This is a genomic window from Paenibacillus riograndensis SBR5, assembly GCF_000981585.1.
GTDB lineage: Bacteria > Bacillota > Bacilli > Paenibacillales > Paenibacillaceae > Paenibacillus_AQ > Paenibacillus_AQ riograndensis.
Genome location: NZ_LN831776.1, coordinates 3,037,655 through 3,061,934 on the forward strand (window position 1 = coordinate 3,037,655; position 24,280 = coordinate 3,061,934).

General features: G+C 53.5%; 27 protein-coding genes and 1 pseudogene. 22 read left to right on the plus strand and 6 right to left on the minus strand.

Features of this window, described 5'->3' with window-relative positions:
- The first annotated feature begins 94 nt into the window (after positions 1 to 94).
- The 6 genes from PRIO_RS12260 to PRIO_RS12285 all read left to right on the plus strand — a co-directional run bounded on the left by PRIO_RS12260 (position 95) and on the right by PRIO_RS12285 (position 7,475).
- Positions 95 to 802: an RNA polymerase sigma factor gene (locus PRIO_RS12260; RefSeq protein WP_020428179.1), complete on the plus strand. Its 708-nt coding sequence runs from the start codon at positions 95 to 97 to the stop codon at positions 800 to 802.
- Positions 765 to 1,058, plus strand: a complete 294-nt coding sequence (locus PRIO_RS12265) for a hypothetical protein (protein ID WP_020428178.1) — start codon at positions 765 to 767, stop codon at positions 1,056 to 1,058. The genes PRIO_RS12260 and PRIO_RS12265 overlap by 38 nt, the downstream gene beginning before the upstream one ends.
- Before the next feature lie 34 nt (positions 1,059 to 1,092).
- Complete coding sequence (locus PRIO_RS12270; protein ID WP_020428177.1) at positions 1,093 to 1,968, plus strand: ABC transporter ATP-binding protein; 876 nt, start codon at positions 1,093 to 1,095, stop codon at positions 1,966 to 1,968.
- On the plus strand, positions 1,965 to 3,188 hold the full coding sequence (locus tag PRIO_RS12275) for an ABC transporter permease (protein WP_020428176.1): 1,224 nt from the start codon (positions 1,965 to 1,967) through the stop codon (positions 3,186 to 3,188). Before PRIO_RS12270 ends, PRIO_RS12275 begins: the two co-directional genes overlap by 4 nt.
- Positions 3,188 to 3,820, plus strand: coding sequence for a hypothetical protein (locus PRIO_RS12280; protein WP_020428175.1), 633 nt, complete (start codon positions 3,188 to 3,190; stop codon positions 3,818 to 3,820). Before PRIO_RS12275 ends, PRIO_RS12280 begins: the two co-directional genes overlap by 1 nt.
- Positions 3,821 to 4,001: 181 nt before the next feature.
- Positions 4,002 to 7,475: a PAS domain-containing hybrid sensor histidine kinase/response regulator gene (locus PRIO_RS12285; RefSeq protein WP_046502559.1), complete on the plus strand. Its 3,474-nt coding sequence runs from the start codon at positions 4,002 to 4,004 to the stop codon at positions 7,473 to 7,475.
- A gap of 79 nt (positions 7,476 to 7,554) precedes the next feature.
- On the opposite strand, the pseudogene PRIO_RS36720 reads toward PRIO_RS12285, so the two are convergent.
- Positions 7,555 to 7,665, minus strand: a pseudogene (locus tag PRIO_RS36720) (transcriptional regulator); the annotation flags it as partial.
- Between the two features lie 81 nt (positions 7,666 to 7,746).
- Between PRIO_RS36720 and PRIO_RS36020 the strand changes: the two are divergent.
- Both PRIO_RS36020 and PRIO_RS12290 read left to right on the plus strand, forming a co-directional pair.
- Complete coding sequence (locus PRIO_RS36020) at positions 7,747 to 7,896, plus strand: DUF6954 family protein (RefSeq protein ID WP_167345616.1); 150 nt, start codon at positions 7,747 to 7,749, stop codon at positions 7,894 to 7,896.
- A 103-nt stretch (positions 7,897 to 7,999) separates the two neighbouring features.
- Entirely contained in the window at positions 8,000 to 8,386 is a 387-nt protein-coding gene (locus PRIO_RS12290; RefSeq protein ID WP_231869872.1) for a NusG domain II-containing protein, read from the plus strand.
- Here PRIO_RS12290 and PRIO_RS12295 read toward each other — a convergent pair.
- Genes PRIO_RS12295 through PRIO_RS12305 form a run of 3 tightly spaced genes read right to left on the minus strand, consistent with a single transcriptional unit; the run spans position 8,373 to position 11,305 of the window.
- Complete coding sequence (locus tag PRIO_RS12295) at positions 8,373 to 9,248, minus strand: TIGR03943 family putative permease subunit (protein ID WP_020428172.1); 876 nt, start codon at positions 9,246 to 9,248, stop codon at positions 8,373 to 8,375. The two genes, PRIO_RS12290 and PRIO_RS12295, sit on opposite strands and share 14 nt — an antisense overlap.
- 30 nt (positions 9,249 to 9,278) lie before the next feature.
- Positions 9,279 to 10,268, minus strand: a complete 990-nt coding sequence (locus tag PRIO_RS12300; RefSeq protein WP_046502562.1) for a permease — start codon at positions 10,266 to 10,268, stop codon at positions 9,279 to 9,281.
- Positions 10,265 to 11,305 (minus strand): CobW family GTP-binding protein, encoded by a 1,041-nt coding sequence (locus PRIO_RS12305; protein WP_046502565.1) that lies wholly within the window; start codon positions 11,303 to 11,305, stop codon positions 10,265 to 10,267. Before PRIO_RS12305 ends, PRIO_RS12300 begins: the two co-directional genes overlap by 4 nt.
- Before the next feature lie 199 nt (positions 11,306 to 11,504).
- Here PRIO_RS12305 and rpmG point away from each other — a divergent pair, with 199 nt between their 5' ends.
- The 9 genes from rpmG to PRIO_RS12355 all read left to right on the plus strand — a co-directional run bounded on the left by rpmG (position 11,505) and on the right by PRIO_RS12355 (position 18,778).
- Positions 11,505 to 11,654, plus strand: a complete 150-nt coding sequence (gene rpmG / locus PRIO_RS12310) for a 50S ribosomal protein L33 (protein WP_020428168.1) — start codon at positions 11,505 to 11,507, stop codon at positions 11,652 to 11,654.
- 51 nt (positions 11,655 to 11,705) lie between these two features.
- Positions 11,706 to 12,923 carry a GTP-binding protein gene (locus PRIO_RS12315; RefSeq protein ID WP_020428167.1) on the plus strand — a complete coding sequence of 406 codons (1,218 nt, stop codon included), beginning with the start codon at positions 11,706 to 11,708 and terminating at the stop codon, positions 12,921 to 12,923.
- Between the two features lie 870 nt (positions 12,924 to 13,793).
- On the plus strand, positions 13,794 to 14,501 hold the full coding sequence (locus PRIO_RS12325; RefSeq protein WP_020428165.1) for a metal ABC transporter ATP-binding protein: 708 nt from the start codon (positions 13,794 to 13,796) through the stop codon (positions 14,499 to 14,501).
- Entirely contained in the window at positions 14,447 to 15,295 is an 849-nt protein-coding gene (locus PRIO_RS12330; RefSeq protein WP_039787902.1) for a metal ABC transporter permease, read from the plus strand. Before PRIO_RS12325 ends, PRIO_RS12330 begins: the two co-directional genes overlap by 55 nt.
- Before the next feature lie 8 nt (positions 15,296 to 15,303).
- A complete protein-coding gene (locus tag PRIO_RS12335; protein WP_020428163.1) occupies positions 15,304 to 16,410 on the plus strand; it encodes a metal ABC transporter substrate-binding protein in 1,107 nt (368 codons plus the stop codon).
- A gap of 42 nt (positions 16,411 to 16,452) precedes the next feature.
- A complete protein-coding gene (gene rpsN / locus PRIO_RS12340; protein ID WP_046502571.1) occupies positions 16,453 to 16,722 on the plus strand; it encodes a 30S ribosomal protein S14 in 270 nt (89 codons plus the stop codon).
- 204 nt (positions 16,723 to 16,926) lie between these two features.
- Positions 16,927 to 17,343, plus strand: coding sequence for a DUF6157 family protein (locus PRIO_RS12345; protein ID WP_020428160.1), 417 nt, complete (start codon positions 16,927 to 16,929; stop codon positions 17,341 to 17,343).
- Positions 17,344 to 17,362: 19 nt separating this feature from the next.
- On the plus strand, positions 17,363 to 18,121 hold the full coding sequence (locus tag PRIO_RS12350) for a GNAT family N-acetyltransferase (protein ID WP_020428159.1): 759 nt from the start codon (positions 17,363 to 17,365) through the stop codon (positions 18,119 to 18,121).
- Between the two features lie 15 nt (positions 18,122 to 18,136).
- Positions 18,137 to 18,778, plus strand: coding sequence for a class I SAM-dependent methyltransferase (locus tag PRIO_RS12355; RefSeq protein ID WP_020428158.1), 642 nt, complete (start codon positions 18,137 to 18,139; stop codon positions 18,776 to 18,778).
- Between the two features lie 212 nt (positions 18,779 to 18,990).
- Here the strand turns inward: PRIO_RS12355 and PRIO_RS12360 are convergent, their stop codons facing one another.
- Together PRIO_RS12360 and PRIO_RS12365 are read right to left on the minus strand one after the other, a co-directional pair.
- Entirely contained in the window at positions 18,991 to 19,797 is an 807-nt protein-coding gene (locus PRIO_RS12360) for an MBL fold metallo-hydrolase (protein ID WP_046502580.1), read from the minus strand.
- A gap of 191 nt (positions 19,798 to 19,988) precedes the next feature.
- Positions 19,989 to 20,573, minus strand: a complete 585-nt coding sequence (locus tag PRIO_RS12365) for a helix-turn-helix domain-containing protein (protein WP_020428156.1) — start codon at positions 20,571 to 20,573, stop codon at positions 19,989 to 19,991.
- 198 nt (positions 20,574 to 20,771) lie between these two features.
- Between PRIO_RS12365 and PRIO_RS12370 the strand changes: the two genes are divergently transcribed.
- The 5 genes from PRIO_RS12370 to racE all read left to right on the plus strand — a co-directional run bounded on the left by PRIO_RS12370 (position 20,772) and on the right by racE (position 24,098).
- On the plus strand, positions 20,772 to 21,059 hold the full coding sequence (locus PRIO_RS12370) for a Dabb family protein (RefSeq protein ID WP_020428155.1): 288 nt from the start codon (positions 20,772 to 20,774) through the stop codon (positions 21,057 to 21,059).
- Between the two features lie 219 nt (positions 21,060 to 21,278).
- Positions 21,279 to 21,719, plus strand: coding sequence for a DUF86 domain-containing protein (locus PRIO_RS12375; protein WP_020428153.1), 441 nt, complete (start codon positions 21,279 to 21,281; stop codon positions 21,717 to 21,719).
- Between the two features lie 92 nt (positions 21,720 to 21,811).
- A complete protein-coding gene (locus tag PRIO_RS12380; protein ID WP_020428152.1) occupies positions 21,812 to 22,474 on the plus strand; it encodes a helix-turn-helix transcriptional regulator in 663 nt (220 codons plus the stop codon).
- A 102-nt stretch (positions 22,475 to 22,576) separates the two neighbouring features.
- A complete protein-coding gene (locus PRIO_RS33845) occupies positions 22,577 to 23,053 on the plus strand; it encodes a YtxH domain-containing protein (RefSeq protein WP_020428151.1) in 477 nt (158 codons plus the stop codon).
- A 238-nt stretch (positions 23,054 to 23,291) separates the two neighbouring features.
- Complete coding sequence (racE, locus tag PRIO_RS12390) at positions 23,292 to 24,098, plus strand: glutamate racemase (protein ID WP_020428150.1); 807 nt, start codon at positions 23,292 to 23,294, stop codon at positions 24,096 to 24,098.
- Positions 24,099 to 24,280: the final 182 nt, after the last annotated feature.

A 24,280-nucleotide genomic window follows, 5' to 3' on the forward strand; every position in this document is an offset into this window, starting at 1 on the left:
CCGTTTCTACTTGGTTTTTTTGGGCGGCGGTCTACTGTAACTTTTGTGGGGCGTTCAACGAATAAGGAGTATGACATGGGAGAGGAGGGAGTCTGTGACGGACAGGAACGTGGGTACGGACAGCAGTAGCCCCAGACCTAACAGCAAAGACAAGGGCCCGCCGGATGAGGAAGCGGCAATGCTGCTCCGTTTCAGGCAGGGAGAGCGGGAGGCATTTGAATGGCTGGTCCGGAAATACCGCCAGCCTGCCGTGCATTTTGCGCACCATCTGACCGGGGATTATCATCTGGCTGAAGACCTGGCACAGGATTGCTTCGCTCATCTGCTTGTCTATCCGGAAAAGTACGATTTTCGCGCATCATTTAAGACCTATCTGTATACGCTCCTCCGGCATAAGTGCATTGACGCTTGGCGCAAAAGCAGGCGGACCCTGCCGGGCGAAGCAGGGGGCCGGAACGAATCCGGGCGGATGTCTCCGGAAGATCACCCGGATGATGGACAAATGAGCGGAAGATACATATCGCCTTACGCTTTGGATGATCCCGCGCGGCTGGCCATCGTGCGCGAGGAGGACCGGGAATGGCACCGCCGCATGCGGATGCTGAAGCCGGATTACCGGCTGGCCGTTTATCTTGTGGATATTGCGCAGCTGTCTTATGAGGAAGCATCTTCTATTATGCAGCGAAGTACGGTGAGCTTTAGAGTTCTGCTGCACCGTGCCCGTAAGAAACTCAGGCAGATTTATGAAGGAGAGGAGTGGGATTGTGAAATCCAGCGAACAGGAGCAAGCATTTCTCGATGAAGTGTACCGGAAAGCCCGTCTGCTTGAATATGACAAGCGTGAAGCCGCAAAGGTGCTCCGCAACCGCAAAATACTGGCCAGACAGAAGATGGTGAAGTTTACGTATGTTATCGTCAGTACAGTTGTTTTGGCTCTAATTATCCGGCACGGCGGGATCGAACAAGGACTGCGCCTGTGTCTGTCACTCCTCTTAATCGCCGCAGGCATAGCGGTTGAATCCATGGAGCTGTCCCGGAGTACAGAAATTGAGGATTAGGGGAAAGACAGGAGTAAGTGAAGGAGAGAATGGAATGGAATTAATCATTGATCATTTGACGAAAACCTACGGAGGCAAGCAGGCATTGAATAATGTCAGCTTCCGGGTAGGTGAAGGGATACATGGACTGCTGGGTCCGAACGGAGCAGGAAAAACCACGCTGATGCGTCTTCTTGCAACCTTGCTTGAGCCGACCTCCGGCCAAGTGGAGATTGGCGGCATCTCTCTGACGGACAAGTCTCAGATTAGACGGATTGTCGGATATTTGCCGCAGGAATTTGCTTTTTATCCGGGGATGTCGGTGCTGGAGGCGATGGATTATCTGGCTCTTTTGTCCGGTGTGAAAGGCCGTGCCGAGCGCAAGCGGAGAATAGACCATTTGCTGGAGCTTGTCAATCTGACTGAACAGCGCCGTACCAGGGTAAAGGCGCTGTCCGGCGGAATGAAGCGCCGGCTTGGCGTTGCCCAGGCGATGATTCATGAGCCAAAGCTGCTGATTGTTGATGAGCCGACGGCCGGGCTTGATCCGGAGGAGCGGATACGGTTCCGGCGGCTGCTCAGCAAATTCGCCGAGGGCAGAATCGTCCTGTTGTCCACGCATGTTGTTGAGGATGTGGAATCGACCTGCGAACAGATGACAGTGCTGCATAAAGGGAGCCTGCGCTATCACGGCAGAATCGGTGACTTGACGGCCGCCGCTGCCGGACGCGTCTGGACGGCGGAGCTTGACCGTGCCGAGTGGAGCCGGGACAGCGAAAGGTTCCCGGTGCTGTCTGCTGTGCCGGAAGGGGCCGGCATGCGTGTCCGCGTATTGTCTGATGAGCAGCCTTATCCGGGAGCGCAGCAGGCCGTGCCGTCGATTGAGGATGCTTACCTGTACCTGATGCGCAGGGAGGAAGCCTTCGTATGATATCACTCATAGGCAAAGAAATGCGCATGACACTGCGCAGCCTCGTTTTTTATATATTTATCATCGTGGCCTGTTTTTTTTATTTCACTTCTTATGCCACCAGCGAAACCTGGGGAGAGCTTGGACCTCCCGCCGCTGGTACACCGCAAAATATGGGAACGGCAGAACATCCGATGTACGGCTGGAAGCAGCCGGGGAATGCCTTTGAACTGGCAAAACGGATGCGGACGGAGATAGGCTGGGATCTTAATAGCGGGACAACAACCAAGTACAAAATCGGCTTTTTAGTGGAAAACAAACTTGACGGGGAAGAGAAGGGGGTCCTTTCCGACGCCATAGCTAAATTGGATGTGATCCTGCAGGACCCGGACAAATATACCCTCGATGATGTATATAAGATTTCCGATGAATTGAATACCCAGTTGGGCGGCAACACCATGTACAAGCGGGGAGTTGGAGATTTCGGATTTCCTATTGAGTCCTATGATGAGGCTGTAAAAGCGCAGAAAGTGACGCTTGATCTTTATCGTGACAAGGTGGAGGCGGGAGAACTTCTGCCCGGGGCGGCAAGGTATTTCTGTGATTATCTGTCGCTGCCCGCAGGTATCTTCCCGGTATTTCTGTCGGCCTTTCTGCTGCTGCGCGACCGTTCCAGCCGAATGAGCGAGCTAATCTACAGCCGCCGGGTTTCCCCCTGGGCTTATGTCTTCTCGAAGTTTATCGCACTGGGTGTGATGCTTTCCCTTGTCTTCCTCGTTCTGTCTGTCGTTGGCGGCTGGAAAACAGTAGAGATATTAGGATTGGACGGACAGACTGGAGAGGCGGCTGCAATCTTTCTAGGCTATACGGCCTGGTGGCTTCTGCCGACGATATGGGCTTCCGTTGCCTTCGGCATGTTTGGCTCCATGTTGTTCCGCCTGGGGATTGTGCCTATTGCCCTTCAAGTCATCTGGTGGTTTATTTCTGTGCTGCCGCTTATGGGTTCTTACGGGTTGTACCGGCTGCTGATCCGCTTTAATTCACCAGACGATTATGTTTTATACAAGGATTGGGCGGATGAAATTGCGTTGAACCGCAGCTTTTATCTTATACTCGCTGTAGCGCTGGCAGCAGGTGCCGCCTGGCTCTGGGAGAGGCACCGCAGCCGGTTGGATTCAGCGGGAGCTCTTAGCAGGAAACGCTCCAAAAAGAAAATCAAGACCGCAACGGAGGCTGCCTGATGAAAAGGCAAATGATTGCTCCGTTGATCTGGTATAACCTCAAACTGACCGTCCACTACTCCTGGTGCCTGTCGGCAGCCCTCCTCGCGGTGATCCCTTTTTTCATGGATCCCGGTCTGATGGGCCAGAACGAGGTTGCCCGGCTTGGAGAAAGGCTGATCAGCTTCCTGGGCCTGATTATTTACCCTCATCTTGCTCTGCTGGAGAACGGGGGGATCGGTGAGCCGCTCTACGCCAAGCAGGTGCGTCATCCTCCGATCTTTCTTTTCCGGTGGCTGCTGACTACATTTTATGTCTTTTTGGTGAACGCAGCTTTTTTTACCTGGCTGAATTGGAGTGGTGCTGACTTTAACTTATGGCCCATGACCGGCGGGGTGACCTTTACCGCAGTGGCAATCGGAACTGCGGGGATGACAGCTGCGCTGCTGGTTGGCAACGTATCGGCCGGGTACATAGCAGGCTTCGCCTGGTATCTGCTCGACTTCATGACTAAAGGCCGGATGACCGGACATTTCTATCTGTTTGGCCTGCTGGAGCACGAGTGGGATAACGACAAATGGCTGCTTGCCGGGCTATCCCTGGTCCTGGCCCTGATCTGTGCCTGTCTGCTTCCGCGCCGGAGACTGGATTAAGTGCCGAGGCCTGAAAAATAGCGGGGGAGTATGACTGAACAGTCTACTCCCTTTTTACATTTTCCCCAGAAATTCCATTCGTAATCACCCCCCGTCCCTTCATATCAGAAGCAACTTTTCCGAAAAAAAGGTATACTATGATTAGTTTCAGTCCCCACTTTCACAGAGGAGGCTCTATCACTTGACCGAGACACTCTTTAAGCATCTGTATTTGCGGTCCTCTATAGGGTTCGCAGTAGTCTCCACAAAAGACGGTACCATGATTATGGCGAATCCTGCTCTTTGCAGCATGTTCGGCTATACGGAAGAGGAAATGATGAAGCTCCGTTACCTGGATATCGCATTGCCGGAGGATGAGCCTACTGCCGATCATGAGCTTATTATGAAATATTTACTGCAAAGCCCCGGAGCGGCTGTAGATAAAGAGAAACGATTCGTGCGCAAGGACGGCAGTATCATCTGGATTGCACTACATATTTTTTTAACATTCGATGAAGCTACTGGCGCCCCTGTTCATCTGATTGCCGAGATGACGGAAATTACCAGCCGCAAGTTAGCCGAGAACAAGATAGAAGAGGACCGTCTGCTCTATAATCTGATTACGCAAAATACGCCGGATATGATCTCCTTTGCCGATGCAGACGGAACAGTACGGTATGTATCTCCGTCTGTTGAGAAGCTGCTGGGTTACTCCATGGATGAGGTAATCGGCAGGAAAAGGCCTGATTTCTACCATGAAGAAGATGCGATAGAAATGAAACAGCACGGGAAGATGTATTCCGACAGTGATGTCTTTACCCAGCGGGCCCGGCATAGAGACGGACATTATCTCTGGCTCGAAAATTCGTTTCAGGTTATGCGTAACAGCAAGGGCGGCGTGGAGAAGGTTCTGACCATTGCCCGCGACATTACGGAACGCAAGAAATATGAGAATTTACTTGCAACTGCGCAGGAATTGGGGAACATCGGTTCATGGGAATGGGATTCCCTGAATGAGCGAATGACCGTCTCGAAGCAGCTGCGCTCCATTTTTGATCTGTGTCAGGACAGCGGTACGGCCACCCACAGCCAGATCGATTATGTGCAGCTGCTGGCCCGCGTGGTTCCCGAGGATATGGCTCCGCTTCAGGCCGAACTGAGCAAAACCTTGAAGTCCGGGGTCAACGGCCAATCGGTATTCAGAATTGAAAATGACAAAGGTGAGCGCAAGTTCATCTATACCCATTGGGAAGTAGTGCTGGATACAGCCGGAAAAACCCTGCAAATCAACGGCATAGTGCAGGATATCACCGAACGTTACCGGATGGAGGAGCAGCTGCGCGAGAGCGAGCGGAATTACCGGCTAATCTCGGAGAATTCCCTGGATTTTATCTCCCGGAATGCGACAGACAACGAAGCTACTTACTTGTATGCATCTCCGGTCTGCCTGCCGATGCTCGGCTATACCCCGGAAGAAATGGAAGGCTCAAGCGGCATGCGGTATGTTCATCCGGAGGATATGGATAAAGTACGTGCGTATTTGCAGGAAACCATGGAGGGCAAAAAGCTGGAGCCGATTATGTTCCGGTTTTTGTGCAAGGATGGCTCTTACCTCTGGACAGAAACGACGCTCCGCCATATCAGCTCAGGGCCGGGAGGAACGGCGGAAATGGTCTGTGTCACCCGCAATATCTCTGAGCGCAAGCAATATGAGTTGAAGCAGCTGGAGAGCGAGAACCTCTATAAATCCCTGTTCGAATATAATCCTTCGGCGATCAGCGCCATGGATTTGAACGGGCATATCCAATCGCTGAATGCCAGTCTGCAGCAATTAACGGGTTATTCGTATGATAGCCTGCTGCATGCCAGCCACACTGAGATTATTGATCCGGATGAACTGGGAATGGCTGAGCAGCGTTTTGAGCTGGCTGCGAAGGGGCTCCCCCAGATCTTTGAAAGCAGGCTGATCCACCGGGAGGGCTATTCCGTTGAAGTCAGCGTGATCTATGTGCCGATTATGGTGAACAGCCAAGTCGTCGGTGTATTCAGTATTACCAGTAACATTACGGAACACAAACGTCATCTCCAGCAGATAGAGAAACTCAGTTATGAGCATGCCCTGATTCTGAATTCAGTCTCAGAAGGCATCTTTGGCATGAATCTGCAGGGGGAAACGATGTTTATTAATCCGGCTGCATCGACGATGCTGGGATATGAGCCCGGTGAACTGGCCGGGAACATTAAGCTGCATACCGTGGAACAAAGATGGCTGGACGCCGAGCCGTATGCCGGCGGGCGGTGGGCGCAGCCGGATTCCTTGTCGGGCCAGCTTTCTTCCGAGGACAAGGAAGGCGTATTCTGGAGACAGGACGGCTCCAGCTTTCTGGTTAAATACCGGATGTCTCCATTATTTGATAATGGTGAGCGGAAGGGGGCGGTTGTCGTCTTCCGGGACATTACCGAAGAGAAGGCCATTGTGCGGGCAAAAGAGTCTGCGGAGCAGGCGGACCGGGCCAAGTCTGAATTCCTGGCAATTATGAGCCATGAGCTGCGCACGCCGATGAACGGGATTATGGGCATGGCGGATCTTTTGGCCGGAACCGAGCTTGATGAAGAACAGCAATACTACACAGAAATCATCAACAAAAGCAGTGAGTCCCTGCTGCATATTCTGAACGAGGTGCTGGACTTCAGCAAGATTGAAGCCGGCATGATGACGCTGGAGCTGCAGACGGTGGACCTGTCCCAGGTGATCCGGAATGTCATGGAGCTGTTTTATCCGAAAGCGCTGGAGAAAGGTCTGCTTCTGGATAGCAAGCTGGACCCTGATCTGCCGCTGCTTGTGGTGACGGATGAGATCCGCCTGCGGCAGATTCTGGTGAATCTCATCGGCAATGCGGTGAAATTCACCGAGGAAGGTGAAATTCACGTTACAGCGGGGCTGCAATCGATCGACGAGACCGGAGATCTGGTTATAAGATTTACGGTAAAAGATACCGGAATCGGCATTCCCCAGGGAAGCCAGGGACTGCTGTTTCAGTCCTTTTCCCAGCTGCATCCTTCAATTAACCGCAAGTATGGCGGTACGGGCCTGGGGCTGGCGATCAGCAAAAAGCTGGTTGAACTGCTGGGCGGGATGATTGGTGTGGAAAGCAATGAAGGGGAAGGGGCAGAGTTTTTCTTCACCATCCATGTTTTTCTGCCTTTGTCGGAACCTGCCTATCAGCAAATTCCTATTGCCGGCATGGAGAACGGAAATGGAAAAGAGGCGCCGGACAGAACGTCTTCCGAAGGCGAATACGGCCCGCTGTCCATTCTGGTTGCCGAAGATCATCCGGTGAATCTCCAATTGCTTCAGGCGTATCTCAAAAAGCGCGGCTACTATGCTGATGTGGCCTTAAACGGGGAAATGGCCGTAGAAATGGTGCGCTCGCGTCCATATGATCTGGTGTTCATGGATATCCAAATGCCGCAGATGGACGGGATCGAAGCGACAAGTATAATACGCCACGAGATGGGGCTGTCGCCTGTTATTGTTGCAGCAACGGCTTTTGCGCGCAAGGAGGACAAGGAGCTGTGTCTCAGAGCAGGCATGCAGGACTTCATCTCCAAGCCGATTTCACCAGCTGAGGTGGACCGGGTGCTAAGAGAGTGGTCGGCCCATATCCTCAGATAAGAAACAGACGGATTATGATAATTAGCTGCAATCATAGATGCTGCGAAGAGCAGAAGTCTCTGAGGGGTCCAGCACCATCGTGGAGGATCCGCCTGGCTTGGCGGTCACTCACTCTGAGATGCTGGGCCAGCTCAAGCGGTGTCAGCGGCCTTAGCAGCCGCCGGGCTAACCGGACTGTTTCCGCCTCCACATTTACCTCCATCCATTCAGCATATTGCTGCTCAAACCTTGTTATTTCGAATTCCTCCTAATAGTTAATAACCCCCAGTTTATGCTGATAACATTTTTTGGCCTCGGTCCGGTGCTGTTCGCCGACGGTTCAGCGAGAGAGCGGGTGCTTACACTAATTGTGGTGCTCCTGATTTACACGGCGGTCATACTGGCGTTCCGGCTCATCTTGAAGCGGATGCGCAGGCGTTGACAAACCTCTGCGGTCTGGCTATAGTTGAATTAATCGTAATTTTTACGAATACAATTCAGCCAGTAGGAAGGCAGCGGATTATCGGAATATGAAACGCGGTGATATGATTCTTATTCTTGTGGTGCTGCTGGTGGCAGGTTCCCTTTACGGAATCAAGGCTTACAAGGACCATAATGAACATTATGCACAAGGTGAATTGCAAGCAGTTATTACAGTGGACGGCAAGGAGTACAAGACGGTATCCTTGACCAAGGAAGAGCAAACGATCGATATCCAGACAAAATTTGGCCACAACATCCTAAAAGTATATGACTACGGAATTCGTATGACCTACTCGGATGCCCCGCTCCCGATTGCCCTCGATATGGGGTTTATCTCCAGACCCAAGCAGCAGATCCTCTGTGTTCCGGCGCGGCTGATGGTGGAAGTCATTAATCCCCACCGGTCTATCAATGACGATAATGAGCTGGATGCGGTTATTCAGCCTTGATCCCGGATTGCCGGATTTCAGCCCAGGCGGCCACTGAGTCGGCATTCGTATAAACGTATGGGGTGGAAGGCTGTGGCACAGGATTAATGCTTTCTGGCGTAATTTCCATCACTTGTTTGCCCATATAAGACGACAGCTGAAGCTTGCCCCGCACCTCAATCCAGGTGTCGGCGGGCAGGCTTATTTGCGTTCGGGGGTCCAGGAGAATGCCCAACGGAGTCGCGTCCGCTGTGCAGCATTGAACCAGAAAGCGGCTAACCGCATATACAGGCTTAATGCTTTTTCCGCTCTCCCGGTACAGGAAGCCGGTTACCGTAATGGATTTGCCCTCGAATTGCTGTTTGTACAAGTCGATGGCTCCCAAGGTTTCGGAGAAAATCTCCGGATACACTTCGATGACGGGCTGGGCATGCAGCTTCCCGGCCAGCTCAGCGAACTCCTCAAGGTAGGGGCTGGCGGCGTTGAACTTCACATGTTCAGCGGCTTCATCGGCAATGTAGGATAGGGAGATGCCTTTTTTGGCGGCTGCCGCACTGCCGAGTGAACGGTCAGGGAGCAGGAAGCCGAGCAGCAGCGGGAAAAGAAACAGGCCGTACAGCATAACGCTGTTCAGCCCGGAACGCGGCAGGCGGTGCTCGCAGTCGCAGAGCCGTGCGCTTTTGCCGAATAAAGCCTGAATTCCCAGACTCAGCGCCATCAGCGAGAGCGGAACCGGGCAGAGGCGAATCCAGCGGGCCAGCTTGGGGGCGACATAATAATGCAGCGCATCCTGCTGGACCAGGTGCCCGATATAGAGCGCAAAGAGCAGCAGGAGCAGCGCCCTGAATCCATAGTGAATCCGGATGCTCCGGGAATCATTCATACGGGGAACCTCCTGAACGTCATGACCGTTTTATAGCAATAATGAGGCTAGAACGGAACCGGTAAATACGGCGGAGATAATCAGAAAAAACAAATAAAGCGCAAATCTGGTCTTGAAGAGAGAAAGCAGCATCAGCGAGTTTTTGAAATCAAGCATCGGTCCGAGCACCATGAAGGCGAGCAGGGAGCCGCTGGGAAAAGTATGCAGAAAAGTAGAAGCTACAAAAGCATCCGAGGTGGAGCAAAGCGAGAGTACATAGGAAAGTCCCATCATGAACAGGTAGGAGCCGAGCGGCTTCCCGCCAATGGCGGCCAGACTGCCCTGGTCCATAAAGGTCTGGATGCCTGAGGTAAGCAGACAGCCGATAATCAGGTATTTGCCCATTTCAAAAAACTCGTCCGATGTATGCACGAAAACGGCCGCCAGCTTGCCCCCGCGCGTATTCTGTTCATGGGGTTCCCCGCTTTCCCGGGCGATGGAGAGCCGGAGCGGTGTTTTGCGGACGGTGGCATAGACGATAAACCCGATAGCTGCAGCTACAATAAAAGCAAGTCCCATCCGGGCATACGCCAGCTCCGGATGGGCGCGGAAGGCCGTCAGTGTGGCCCCGTACACGACCGGATTCAGAATCGGACCGGAGAGTATGAAGACGATTGCCACATACAGCGGCATGCCTTTGTGCATCAGGCGGCGGACCAGCGGAATCATCCCGCATTCACATACGGGGAAGAGGATGCCGAGCAGACAGCCGCACAGGATGGCCGGGAGCGGCCGCCGCGGAATCCAGCGGGAGATCATCTCATCCGGCACGAATACGCGAAGCAGCGAAGAGAGCAATGCGCCTAGAAGCACAAACGGCAAAGCCTCCAGCAGAATGCCGATGAAGCCGGTTTTAAAGGCCTCGGTGAAGGCATTGTTCAGCACCTGCGGGTGACCGGGAAGCCAGAGGGTGCAGGCGGTAATCAGAAAAGCGGCAGGGATCAGCAGCGGCAGTGTTTTGAGCGGTGAAAAGAGGGTCAAGGCTGATAGAACAAGGCGGACCAGCGGTCGGTCAGCTGCTTCTCATCCAGATTGAGTCCGATGAACACCACATACGGCTGGCCGGGATACCGTGAAAACTCCCAGTTGCAGCGGTTTCCGGCATATTGCACCAGCTGGACCCCGTCCCGCCCCGCAAGCCGGACATGCCCCTTGGCCCTTACCAGGCTGTCCCCCCACTCCCTGAAAAAGCCCTCCAGCAGCTCCTGCCGTATTCCGTCTGCCGCTCCCGGCGGAAACGTCAGCGTTACAGCCGCCACCTGCGAATAAGAGGTCTGCTGCGCGGATTCCGGCTCCTGCACCGCGGTTGCCCCGTGTCCGCCAGCCGCACTGTTGATTCGCTTAAGCGCCATACCGTTTAATTCCCGGCTGCCGCGCTGCGCAGCCGGAGTGCGCTGCTCTTGGGGCGAAATTCCCGCCAGCAGCGGGTCGAGGTTGATTTTACTGTAATGTGTGAATACGATCTCGGCGTCCGTATTGTGGCGGCTGGCCATTTTTTCAATGCGCCATAAGGTTTCCGGCTCGACCAGATCGCTTTTGTTAACGATGATCAGATCGGCGCTGGAAAGCTGCCGGCGCAGCGTCCGCACGAGCTGCTTGTCGGCGGAGAAGCGGCTGCCGTATTCCAGCGCGTTTTCCGCATCCAGCACGGTAATGGAATAGTGCAGCACGAGCCGCCCGCTCAGCGCAGGCACCAGAAGGGATTTCGCGATTTCCTCGGGATCGGCAACCCCGGTAAGCTCAATATAGATGACATCCGGCCGCCGGGCGAGCAGCAGCTCCAGAGTCCTTGGCAGTTCATCCTTGCGGCTGCAGCAGACGCAGCCGTCCAGCAGCTTTTCCACATTTGCACCGGCATGTTCCTCCAGAATGTAGCCATCCACATCCTTTTTGCCGAGTTCATTCATCACAATGCCGGGAGTAAGCCCCCTGGCCTTGCTCTCCTTGAGCAGCGACAGCAGCAGTGTTGTTTTCCCGCTCCCCAGAAAACCTCCAAGGATAATTACCGGTATCTTCATTGTTCTCCCTCCCGCTTTTGTTCCTGCAATTGCAAGAATCATATTTTCATAATCTATCTATACGTACTTGCTTTCCCGGAAAGACCACAAATTAAAGAGAGTTGTAATTTTACGCATCTATGGTTGACACCTGGCGGATAAAACATGTAGAATGTGTAAATCGTAATAATTACGATTAAACAATAAGGAGCTGATCTTTTTGAGAGTTATCGTGACCCTTGCCTGTACAGAAACCGGCGACCGCAATTACACCACCACCAAGAATAAGAAAAACCAGCCGGGACGCCTCGAGATGAAAAAATACAGTCCCCGCCTGAAACGGGTTACGCTGCACCGTGAGACCCGTTGATCCGGCGGAAATTACAATGCCAACTATAAGAACTGAAGTGAAGGAGAACCTATGAAACCCATTCCTGTTACTGTGCTCAGCGGATATCTGGGCTCCGGCAAAACCACACTGCTCAATCACATTCTGCACAACCGCGACGGCCTGAAGGTGGCCGTGATTGTCAATGACATGAGCGAAGTGAATGTGGATGCGGGGCTGGTGAAATCCGGCAACACGCTTTCCCGGACAGAGGAGAAGCTGGTTGAAATGTCGAACGGCTGCATTTGCTGCACCCTGCGCGATGACCTGCTGCGTGAAGTGCATACGCTGGCGGCAGAAGGGCGGTTCGATTATATTCTGATCGAGTCCTCCGGCATCAGCGAGCCGGTACCGGTCGCCCAGACGTTTACCTATGCCAATCCTGAGCTGGATATCGATCTTACCGCGTTGGCCCGGCTCGACACCATGGTTACAGTAGTCGATGCCAACCGTTTCTGGCATGACTTCGGCTCCGGCGACAGTCTGGTTGACCGTGGCACCACTGCTGGTGAAGGAGATTCCCGGGATATCGTTGACCTGCTGATTGATCAGATTGAAACCTGCGATGTGCTGCTGTTGAATAAATGCGACCTGGTGGAGGAGCAGGAGCTGAACAAGCTTGAAGCCGTATTGCGCAAGCTGCAGCCCTCTGCCAAAATCATCCGGACCGTCAAGGGGATCGTTGATCCCAAGGAGGTCCTGAATACAGGGCGGTTCGATTTTGAACGAACAAGCATGTCCTCCGGCTGGATTGCCGAGCTGAACAAGGAGGAGCATACACCGGAGACCGAAGAATACGGCATCAGCTCTTTCGTCTACCGCCGGAAAGTGCCCTTTCATCCGCAACGGCTAAGCTTCTTCTTCAGCAATTGGCCGGAGGAAGTGGTACGGGCCAAGGGTCTGGTCTGGCTGGCAGCGAAGGGTGACCTTGCCGCCAGCCTCAGCCAGGCGGGGCCGTCCATCCAGTTCGGTCCTGCCGGCTACTGGCTGGCATCACTGCCTGAGGAACAGCAGCTTGAGGTGCTCGCCACAGAGCCGGATATGAAGGCCAGATGGGACGAGACTTGGGGCGACCGCATGAATGAGGTCGTATTCATCGGCGTCGGCATCAACCGGGCCGGCATTGAAGCCCGGCTGGACAGATGCCTGCTGAACGAAGAAGAGATGCAGCAGGATTGGAGCCGCTTCAACAACCCGCTCCCTTGGCCGGCGGAAGAGTTTTTGGAGGCTTCTCCTGAGTTAGAAGCTTGAGACTAACGCAGGTCAACACCGGGATCACGGGGTTGATTGCAAGGCGGAGCAGGACCGATTTGGTTCGGGCCGGGATCAGGAGTCTTGTGATCCCGGCTTTTTTGGCTGTACAGCCCGCTATTGTTACCAGACCTTGCGGGTCACCCGGATATTTGATGATACGTATGCGCCATGTGCGGGATCAGACTAGCCGCGTTCACGTGCTGGGGGCGGACAATAAAGTACTGTTGAAGATTTGGCTGCGTGTGGGAAAAAAGGTGGGATGAAAGGTAAAAGTGCTTTTGATTTGGCTGCATATGAGCAAAAAGGGCGGAATGAGAGGTAAAAGTGCTTTTGATTTGGCTGCATAGATGGGCAAAAGGGTGGAATGAGAGGTAAAAGTGCTTTTGATTTGGCTGAATGTGGGCAAAAGGGCGGAATGAAGGGTAAAAGTGCTTTTGAATTCGTTACGTGTGGGGAAGAGGATGGAATGAGAGGTAAAAGTGCTTTTGATTTGGCCGTGCTCGGGCAAATGAGATAATAGTCCGGGTAGAAGAAGTATGCAGGTTACAATGGTGGTCCCCCTTTAGTTTGTGAAACTGGAGACATCTAGTTTGTTGTTCAACATTCTGTGTGTCATTCAATCCTAATTTTAATGAGCGCACAGGTTCGTTCAGTTCATGGGTTTGTTTTAAGACGAATTCTGCTTTTAATAATAATAATTACAATTAATTATTGGTTTTGTGTTTACAAATCGTAATGATTACGATAATATCATTAGAGTTAATACGTAATGTTTACGAATAAAATACTGAAGATGAAAACAGATATAAGAAAACCTCCTGGGTGATGTTCCGGACAGGATAGAACTAGAATAGGAGGGCACACGCCATGATTTTATCGTCCATGAAGGATGTGGTGTTCGGTTATGGAAGTGAGCCGGTCATTGACAACCTCTCACTTGAGATTGAAGCCGGGCAGTTTATCGGGATCACCGGCCCGAACGGGGCAGCCAAAACGACCCTGCTCAAGCTTCTGCTGGGCCTGCTCCGGCCTTGGAGCGGAACCGTCACGCTGAACAAGGAGATTACGGAGGGAGAAAAGCTGGCAATTGGTTATGTGCCGCAGCAGGTGGCATCCTTTAACGCCGGATTTCCGAGCAAGGTGATCGAGCTGGTCCGGTCCGGCTGCTACCCGCGGCTGGGGTGGTTTGGACGTTTCACGAAGGAGCAGGAGGAGCTTGTGGAGCGGAGCTTGCGGCAGGTGGACATGTGGGAATACCGCAACCGCAGGATCGGTGAGCTGTCCGGCGGGCAGAAGCAGCGGATCTGCATCGCCCGGGCACTGGCGCAGCAGCCGCAGGTGCTGGTGCTGGATGAGCCGGCAACGGGTATGGATATCGGGAGCCGGAGCGGATTTTACAAGCTGATGCGGCATTATGTCAGCAATCACGGGCGGACCGTCATCATGGTCACACACGGTCTGGAAGAGACCCGTCCCTATCTGGACACGGTGATCAGCCTGGAACGAGAAGAGCAGGAGGGCTGGAAATGCTTGGTTACGAATTCATGCAGCGCGCATTTTGGGCCGGGGGCCTGATCGGCATCATCGGTCCGCTGCTGGGCGTGTATCTGATGCTGCGCAGGCAGGTGTTGATGGCCGATACCTTGTCCCACGTGTCGCTGGCCGGAGTGGCGCTCGGCTCGGTGCTGCAGCTGAGTCCGGCACTCAGCGGATTTGCGGTGGCCATAGCGGGCGGCCTGGTCATCGAGCAGCTCCGCCGTTCTTACCGTACATACAGCGAGCTGCCGGTGGCGATCATTATGACCTCCGGCCTGGCGCTGGCCGTAGTGCTGATGAGCCTGAAGCAGAATCTGAGCCGCAGCTTCAGCTCCTATCTGTTCGGCTCCATCGTTGCTGTCAGCGATACCCAGCTGGGGCTGATTGCCATAGTTGCCGCCGTTGGACTGTCATATTTCATCCTTCTGCGCCGCCCGCTGTACAGCCTGACCTTTGATGAAGAGACCGCCTCTATCGGCGGTGTCCGTACAGGCTTGTTGTCCTTTTCGTTTGCGGTGCTGACGGGTATGACAGTTGCGGCTGCGATGCCTGTTGTCGGCGTTCTGCTGGTGTCGGCGCTGATGGTCCTGCCGGCATCCATTGCCCTGAGGGTTGCATCCGGCTTTAGTGCCGCTATTCTGATTTCAATCGGTGTTGGCCTCACGGGAGTTTTCAGCGGCCTGACCGCATCCTACTATATCAACACGCCTCCCGGAGGCACGATAGCCCTCATTTTATTGTGTTTTCTGCTGTGCGCTATTGCTGTACAGAAGCTGCTGGCTTTCCAAAAACGCCGCAGCGTCCGTAAATCCATATTAGAAAAAGGAGCTTGAACCGAACTATGCTGAATGTTAAAATCCGTCACCTTGCCGTCCTTTCCCTTGCCGCCATGCTGATGGCCTCCGGCTGCGGCAACAAAAACACCGCAAGCAATGCGGAAGAAGCTGCCCCGGCTTCATCCGCAACCGCAGATCCGTCCGCCGCAGAGCCTGCAGTCAAGACAGACAAGCTGGATATCAAGGTCAGCTTTTACCCTATGTACGAGTTCACCAAAAATATTGTCGGCGACCTGGCCGATGTGGAAACGCTGATTCCGGCCGGAATCGAGCCGCATGACTGGGAGCCTACGGCACAGGATATGGCGGAGATTTCCGCCGCCGATGTGCTCGTCTATAACGGTGCAGGTATGGAGGGCTGGGCGCAGCAGGTGATCGACAGTGCCAAGGGGACCCAACTGGTGGCCGTAGAGGCCAGTAAGGGGCTGGATATTATGGAAGGCGTGGAAGAGGAAGAAGAGCATCATGCCGACGAAGCGGATCATGATCACGAGGCAGGCGAGCATGCCGAAGAAGCGGAGCATAATCATGAGGCAGACGGGACAGCCGAAGAAGGTCATGATCACGGCCACGACCACGACCACGGCGGCCTGGATCCGCATGTCTGGCTTGCCCCCTCTCTTGCCATCAAGGAGGTTCGGACGATCGAAGCCGCTTTGGCTGCTGCCTCTCCTGAGAATGCCGCTGCCTTCCAGACTAACAGCGATGCTTATATCGCCAAGCTGGAGCAGCTTGACCAGGATTTCAAGGCTGGTCTGAAAGATACGAAGCGTAAAGATTTTATTACCCAGCATGCCGCATTTGGCTATCTGGCCAAAGAGTACGGCCTGACTCAAGTGCCGATCGCCGGACTGTCGCCGGAGCAGGAGCCTTCCGCCGCTCAAATGGCCAAAATTGTGGAATTCGCGAAGGCGCATAAGGTGAAGACGATCTTTTTCGAAACCCTGGTATCATCCAGTGTCGCGGATACCATTGCCGGGGAAATCGGCGCCAAGTCAGCGGTGCTGAACCCCATCGAAGGCTTGACCGAAGCGGACCGCAGCAGCAATCTTGATTACCTTGGCATTATGCGCCAGAATCTTGAAGCGCTGAAGACTGCTTTGAATGAATAGAGAGCGATAGGAACCTACCCAATATACGAAAGGAGCAGCAGCATGGCTAAAAAATCAAAGATCGTCAAAGAACTGAAGAGGCAGGAACTGGTGGCGGAATTCGCTGACAAACGCAGAGAGCTGAAGGCAAAGGGGGACTATATGGCCCTCCAGAAGCTGCCGCGCGATTCATCGCCCACCCGCCAAAAGAACCGGTGCGCCGTTTCCGGCAGACCGCGCGGCTACTTAAGCAAGTTTCATGTCTCACGAATCGTGTTCCGCGAGCTTGCGCTCAAAGGGCAGATTCCCGGCATCACCAAATCAAGCTGGTAAACGGTCCGGCTGCATACCAGCTTCACATAGAACGGCTGTTTCTCTGCTTAAGCAGAGGGACAGCCGTTTTGATGTATATTACACCAGAGTTTATCATTATACCGGGCGTATAAGGCTTTGCCTGATGAGGCGGGGTGAATTATGATAGTAGACAAGTGTAACCAATGATGACCAATCTTGACCAACTATGAAGGAGGCCAGAACATGAGCTATACCGATACGTTCATCCGCGTCGCTGTCGATTGTCCGGCCGAGACTGGTGTTGTTCCTGTGTCCGCCCGGCCGCATCCGCCGGTCCATGTCATTCAGTATGAGCTGCTCTCAGGAGCGCCGTATGCCTATACCCATGAAGAGCTGCTGTATGAGGTGCATGTGCGCCATAAGGGGATTTCTGAACAGGAGAGAGCGGAACGCAGGAAGGAAATCTGGACAGCACTGTTCTCCAAAAGCCACCCCTGCCTGCGCGCCTCCATGCTGCCCAAAAAGTACGGTTGGGGAATTCATTATAACTCTGAGGGTAAAATCGCCATATATGGCAAGGAGTCCCCTGAATACGATCATTACACATCCGGGAGCGCGGATGGCGTTAAGCTGCTGAATGCTATGCGCAATAAAAAATGACAGGGAGGGAAGGCGAACCTTGCATAAAGGTATAGAAGAACTCACGCTGAACACCTGGCCTGCAGAGCAAAGTGTGCTGCTGGAGGGCTGGATACTCCGCTCCTCGTCAGGTTATACCAAACGGGCAAATTCGGTTAATCCGCTGTATGGGTCAACAGGGCAACAGGGCGAACTTGAGGTCCAGGAGAAAATCCGCCTTGCTGAGCAGTATTATGCCGCTGCCGGGTTGAGTTCCGTGTTCAAAATCACGCCATTTACCCAGCCCGCAGACCTCGACGGGCGATTAGCCGGGCAGGGCTATGAGAAAGTAGAACCTTCCTCCGTCCGGACGCTGGATCTGCAGGAGCTGCCGGCTCCGTCCGGACGCTACGAGGTTCTAATCCAGGAAGAACTGGCCGGAGCGTGGCTGGAAGCATTCGCCGGGTTGTCAGGGCTGCCCGTTGCGGATCAGGACACTCTGCGCAGAATGCTGGCTTCGTCCATGTTGAAGCAGGGGTACGCTCTTCTGCTGAAGGATGGAATTCCTGCTGCGTGCGGACTCGGTGTCCTTCAGCATGGATACATAGGTCTATACGATATATGCACTGCGGCGGTGTTCCGGCGGCAGGGGATGGCGGAGGAAATACTGCTCAGCCTGCTGCACTGGGCCAGAAACCGGGGAGCGGCACATTCCTTTCTTCAGGTGGTGCTGGCGAACAGCGGGGCTTCCGCCCTATATGACAAGCTGGGCTTTAAAGAGATTTATCAATATTGGTACAGAGTGAAAAGCCGGGTATAGAAAGGAGCCGATTAAATGTCACAATATTGGAGCACAAGATTTGCCCGCGAAGGCATGATCTGGGGAGATCAGCCCAGTCCGTCAGCCTTGCGGGCAAAAGCATGGTTCCTTGAGCAGGGAGTGAAATCTGTCCTCGTTCCCGGAGCGGGTTATGGCCGGAACACCAAGGTGTTCTCCTCCGATTTGGAAACCTATGGCGTCGAATTAAGCGGGGAAGCGCTGGAGCTTGCCGCCGGGCGGGACAGCCAAACCCGGTTTATTGAAGGATCAGCACTGGAGCCTCAATTGGACATCCTTGTAGATGCAGTCTATTGCTATGATGTGCTGCATTTATTTCTTGCCGGAGAACGCCGTCAGCTCATTGCGGCATGTCTTGCACAGCTCCGCCCCGGAGGCCTGCTGTATTTCACCAGTTTCTCCGATGAGGATTCCAACAACGGCCATGGGAGAATGCTGGAGCCGGGTACATATGAATACAAAGAAGGGAAGTACGCCCACTTTTTCAGCGATGCTGACCTGCGGGAGCATTTTTCTGCGGCAGAGGTAGTGGAGACTGGAACGTTTCAGGAATCATTGCAGAGCCCCGGAGGCGGGACACATGAGTATCTGCTCCGGGAGATCTTCGCCCGCAAGAGAAGAGAGGCCTATATAAATTGAACTTGAAATATTACAATTAGGGGAAAGTGGCGGAGGAGAAGTTTGGAACTGTAGGAGCGGTAGCGTCCGCCTTTGTCTGCGGATTTCAACCGCGAACAGCGATATACATTCAAGAAATCTGCAGACAACAGCGGCCGGAAGTCCAAACATTCTCTGGAGTCACGGCCAATCCCAAATAGAAAAATCACAAGATCAGTTTATATAGGTAAGACTTATACGAACTTTCCCTGGGAAGGGACAGACAGCTCCTTAAACGTTTTGCATAAATGGGCAAATTGCGCCGACAGCTCTGGAGCAGCCATAGGCAGCCCGTGTCCGGGAATCACCATCTGAGGGTCCAGTAAAGCAAGCTTGCGTACGGACTTCTCTGCTTCTATCCAGTCTGTTGTGAAATAGGCCGGAGGTCCGTGCAGTTCCTTATGCTGTGTAATTACTGCAAAAGCCGACTCCTGCTTGACGGTAATCACGGCATCCCCGGAGATGAGGACCTTGTCGGCAGGGCGGAAAAGAGAGATGTGGCCCGGGCTGTGCCCAGGGGTATGCACCCAGGTCCATCCCTTTGCTCCAGGGACACTGCCATCCTCCGGAAGGGGATGTACACCTTCCCCGAGATGGAGGCCCCTGTGCGGATACAGCGGTGACACGGTGGCCATGAGGCCCCCGCCTACAGCGGGGTCTGCCGGAGGGTAATCCTGCAAGCCCGTGAGATAAGGCAGCTCCAGAGGATGTGCATATACCGGAACTTCCTGCCATTCCTCCATAAGCTCCTTCAGGTTGCCGACATGATCAAAATGGCCGTGAGTCAGCACAATGGCCGCCGGCGGTCTGCCAAACCACTCCCGGCTGGTCTGCAAAATGCTCCCCGCGAAATTGCCAAGCCCGGTATCGACCAGAATATAGCCCGTTGCCGAATGGCCTACAAAGGCGACGTTGACAAACAAAGTCCGAAGGCCGGCCACACCTTCTGCTGCCTCCCATGTATCCGTCAAGCCGGAAGTTAATATCCCGTTCAGTTCCACCCTCGTACCTCCTGTATTGTTTTTAGATTCAATGTTTAGTATGGCCTTTTTTACAAAATACAAATAGGCCGGGAGGAAAAAACAAAGGTGAGGATGCTGAACGGCCAAAAAACCCTCTCCAAAAGGAAGAAGGGCCTGGCGTAGTTATGACAAGCAGTTAAAGTAGCTGTATGTAGCTTGCGGCTTCATGGCTAGTGCAGTTCACAATCAGCGAACAGAATATGGCGCGGAATATGGAAGAAATTCTCGGCCTTTTCCTGCAGCGCCAGCGTCGGGAGGTGGCATTGATGCAGCCATTTGCGGAAGGTTCCGGGATGGACCCCAATCCAGATGCTGACATCCGTGACAGAGAAATCATAGACCATGCACAGTCCTGTAAGAATCACATTGCTGTGCGGGGAGCGGGCATTTGCTCTTTTCATGAATCTTGAAGGTGTAGGCTGGCACACAATCGGACTTTGCCGCAGGAGAGCCTCATTGAACAAGATATGGGACGGGTACCCCAGGGTGCGGCAGACCTTGTCCAGATTGGTTCTGGAAGGAATCCGGCCTTCATATACCCACGCGCTGACGCTGCGTGAAGAGACGGAGAGTTCTTCGGCCAGCCGTGACAGCTTGATGTCTTTGGCCATCAGGACGGCTAGCAGCACACGGTTGCGGATCTGGCTGCGCTTCGGCCGGCGGAATCTTTTGACCCGTACGCCTTGTCCAAGATATTTGCGGTTGATCAGAGACCAGGCCTGAATTTTATGTGGTTCTTGCTGGTTATTAGGCATAATTCCTCCGATATACTGAATTGATAATTTGTTAAATGTTCTGGTTTGGCTTGATATGACTTTAACATTTCGGTTATGCTTTCGTCCAGATGAAATGCTTGGCGGTCCGCCGGCGCTTAAGTTTCTTTCAGAAGTGATGCTGGTATGATATATTTTTAGTAATCAATTTTATAATTCAGGACGCAGGGAGCGATATAGATGATTAAGCACATTGTATTCTTCAAACTAAAGGACCGGGCTCCGGAAAAAGTACAGGAAACCGTAGCGGTGCTCCGGAACATGGAAGGCAAGATTCCGCAGCTGCTCTCCATCGAGGTGGGGGCCGATATCATTCGCTCGGAGCGTTCTTTTGATATTGCGCTGGTGACGGTGGTCGCTTCGCTGGATGATTTACAGGCCTATCAGGTGCACCCGGAGCATAAAAAAGTTATCGCGCACATCAATGAGGTCAAAGAGGTTTCATATGCTGTAGATTACGAAATCTAGAGATACACGCTGAGCGCGGCTGCTAACCGCCATCAACAACCGGAAGGTGGGACGTTATGCGAGAGCTTGAGTACCCGATGGAAGCGTTAACCTATTTAGTCGTATTTCTGGCCGCATGCATCATCATGCTGTTCTGGCTGAAACGCCGTGGCAAACGGGGAAAATAATCCGGACCGGTCACTGCTCTTGCCCCATATTACCTTACTTGGAGGGTCTACTGTGTACTATGTCAACCGGAAACAGATCGAAATTATACTGGGACAGATTCCAGATATTAATAAAGGGCTCCGGGCTGCAGCTGCCTCGTGGGATGGCGGTACATTCACGGGACTGGTTCAGGAAAGATGCCTGCATTTGGCAATTGAAGTCGTTACCGATGTGGGCAGCTCCTTGATTGACGGATTTATTATGCGGGATGCCGGAAGCTATGAGGACATCATTTCTATCATCCATGAGGAAAAGGTTTTTGAAGGCAGCAGCCTGTACGGTTTGCTGATCCAGCTTGTGGCACTCCGGAAGCCTCTCGTTCAGGACTACTACGCCTGGGACCGGACATCGCTTCACCCGCTTACAGCGAAGCTGCCGGAAGCACTGGAGCAATTCGCAGCTGCAGTGCAGAGCTATCTGGATCAGGAGCTGGGCACACAAGCTTCAGTGTAACTTTTAGGCTGCAGCCGGGATTTACTGAATATAAAGGACAGATACAGGAGTGAACACAAGCGTCTGCCGTGAAAGGAAGGAGGTCCTTGAGGATGAAGAAGGGGCAGGAAAGCGGATCAACAAGGCGGATGATTATGACGCTCCTGAAGATGAAAGGGCCGCTGACGATCGGTGCGCTCGCAGAGGAGCTGGGGATCACGGAAATGGGGGTCCGGCGTCACGTGCTTCAGCTGGAACAGGAAGCGCTGGCCAAAACCAAAGTCGTCCGCCAGGCTATGGGCCGTCCGCTTCATGTGTATTCACTGACAGAGCGGGCTGAAGACCATTTTCCCAAAAGCTATCATAATCTGGCGCTGGAGCTGCTGCGCGAGCTGGACCACGGCAGCGGACAGGAGGCGGTTAATGTTCTGTTTGAAGGCCGCAGGAAGCGTATGCTGGCCCAATATGCACCCATGATGGAGAAGCGTAATCTGGAGGAGCGTGTCGCCGAGCTGTCCTCCATCCAGAATGCGGGCGGCTATATGGCCGAGTGGAACCAGGAAGAGGACGGCTCTTATGTAATGCAGGAGTACAACTGTCCGATCCGCCAGGTTGCGACCCAATACCGTAAGGCCTGCCAGTGTGAACAAGCGCTGTTCGAGGAGCTGCTGGGGGCGAAGGTTACACGCACGGAATGTATGGCTGAAGGCGGACAGAGCTGCCGGTACGCCATTACTCCCCGCAAGAAAGACAAATCTCCGGAATTGAGCGTATAGCAGTCACAGGACAAACTCTCTTTGCTTATGATATAGCAGAACTAGGCGATCGCCCGGATGGCCGGGCAGAGGCTCAATGAGAATCCAAGGGAGAGATGAGACATGAAAAAAGACACTAAAAGCTTGCTGTGGGGTATTCTGGCCGGCAGTGTGGTGGGTTCGGTAACGGCTCTGCTGTTCGCCCCTAAAGCCGGCAAGGAGCTGCGCAAAGACATTGCGGAAGGAACCGCAGAAGCCGCCCACAAAGTGCAGGAGATTGCCGGAGCAGCAAGCGACAAAGGCACAGAGCTGTACAGCAAAGCCAAAGATGCGGTTGAGTCTGTCGTCATTGAAGTCAAGGAATGGGGCAGACAATACACCGGGACTGATGAAAAAAAAGCGGTTGAGGTGAGCGGAATTGCTGCCGGAGGTGATACCGCTGAAGCCACTGAAGCCAATGAAACCGCTGAAACCGCCGTTGAAGAAGCTGCTGAAGCAGTGCCGGATGAAGCGGAAGCCCGGAGCGGTGCTGTAACAGGTGCTGACACTGTTGCAGAAGAGGACACGGCAAACGGCAAAGCCGGCAGTGGAATCGCTTAAGCTGGCGGAAATAAAGTGAATCCGCCAAGAGCAGAGCACGACGAGCCCGTTTCTCCTTGGCGGAGAGGTAAGGTGAATTATTTTCGGCCTAGAGCCGCTTTTCGCATTCTGGCGGAAGGCGGCTCTTGAACTGTCCAGGGTTTTGGAGTATCATCTGCAATTGGGGCTTAAGCCCAGGTACATTTTGTTTTGGCCTTACATAAGCTACACAAAACAAGTAAAAGGAAGCGGTGTGTTCGTGCAGCAAGCTATCGCAATACTAGATTCAGGTGTGGGGGGACTCACGGTTGTCAAGGAAGTGATGAGACAGCTCCCACGGGAGAAAATCATTTATTTCGGTGACACCGCAAGGGCCCCGTACGGACCCCGTTCGACAGAAGAAGTGAAAATGTTCACCGAACAGATTGTGGACTATTTAATTCAATTTAATCCCAAAATGATTGTTATCGCCTGCAACACAGCAACTGCGGCCGCACTTGACTATATCTCAGCCAAAGTATCCATTCCCGTCATCGGCGTCATTCATCCGGGCGCACGTGCTGCCATAAGTGCGACCAAAACCGGTCAGGTCGGCGTCATCGGCACCATCGGCACCATCAAAAGCGGTGCCTACACCGCTGCGCTGAAGCAGCTGTCCCCATTCGTCCAGGTCGTCAGCCAGGCCTGCCCGGCGCTTGTTCCTTTTGTGGAACAAGGGATGTTCCGCTCGGAGGAGAGCCATATCGCAGTGGCGGAATCGCTGAATGGCATCAAGTATGAGCCGATCGACACCCTGATCCTGGGCTGTACCCATTATCCGTTCCTGGTGGAGCCCATCGGCAAGGTAATGGGGCCAGGGGTGAAGCTCATCAGCTCAGCAGATGAGACAGCCAGAGAAATCAGCACGATTCTCTATGACAAAGGCAAACTTGCCAGCGGAGACGAAAGCCCGATCCACCAGTTTTTCTGCAGCGGAGATGCCGAGATGTTCCAGCGGATCGCCCGTGACTGGCTTGGGGAGCAGATTAAGCGCACGCCCGTTGTGTGGCAGGTCTCTTCGCTGTAAGCGCCGCAGCGGTGAGTTGAATAGGGACAAACCCCTGATTCAGGGGCAGTTTTAGAACCAAAACTTGAGGCCGGGACAGCAATGTTCCGGTCTTTGTTGTGGACCTAATCAATTTTTTCATGGTGGACAGCACGGTCTGCATACAATGGAAAAGAGGGCTGTGTCCGAATGTCTCCCGTGAA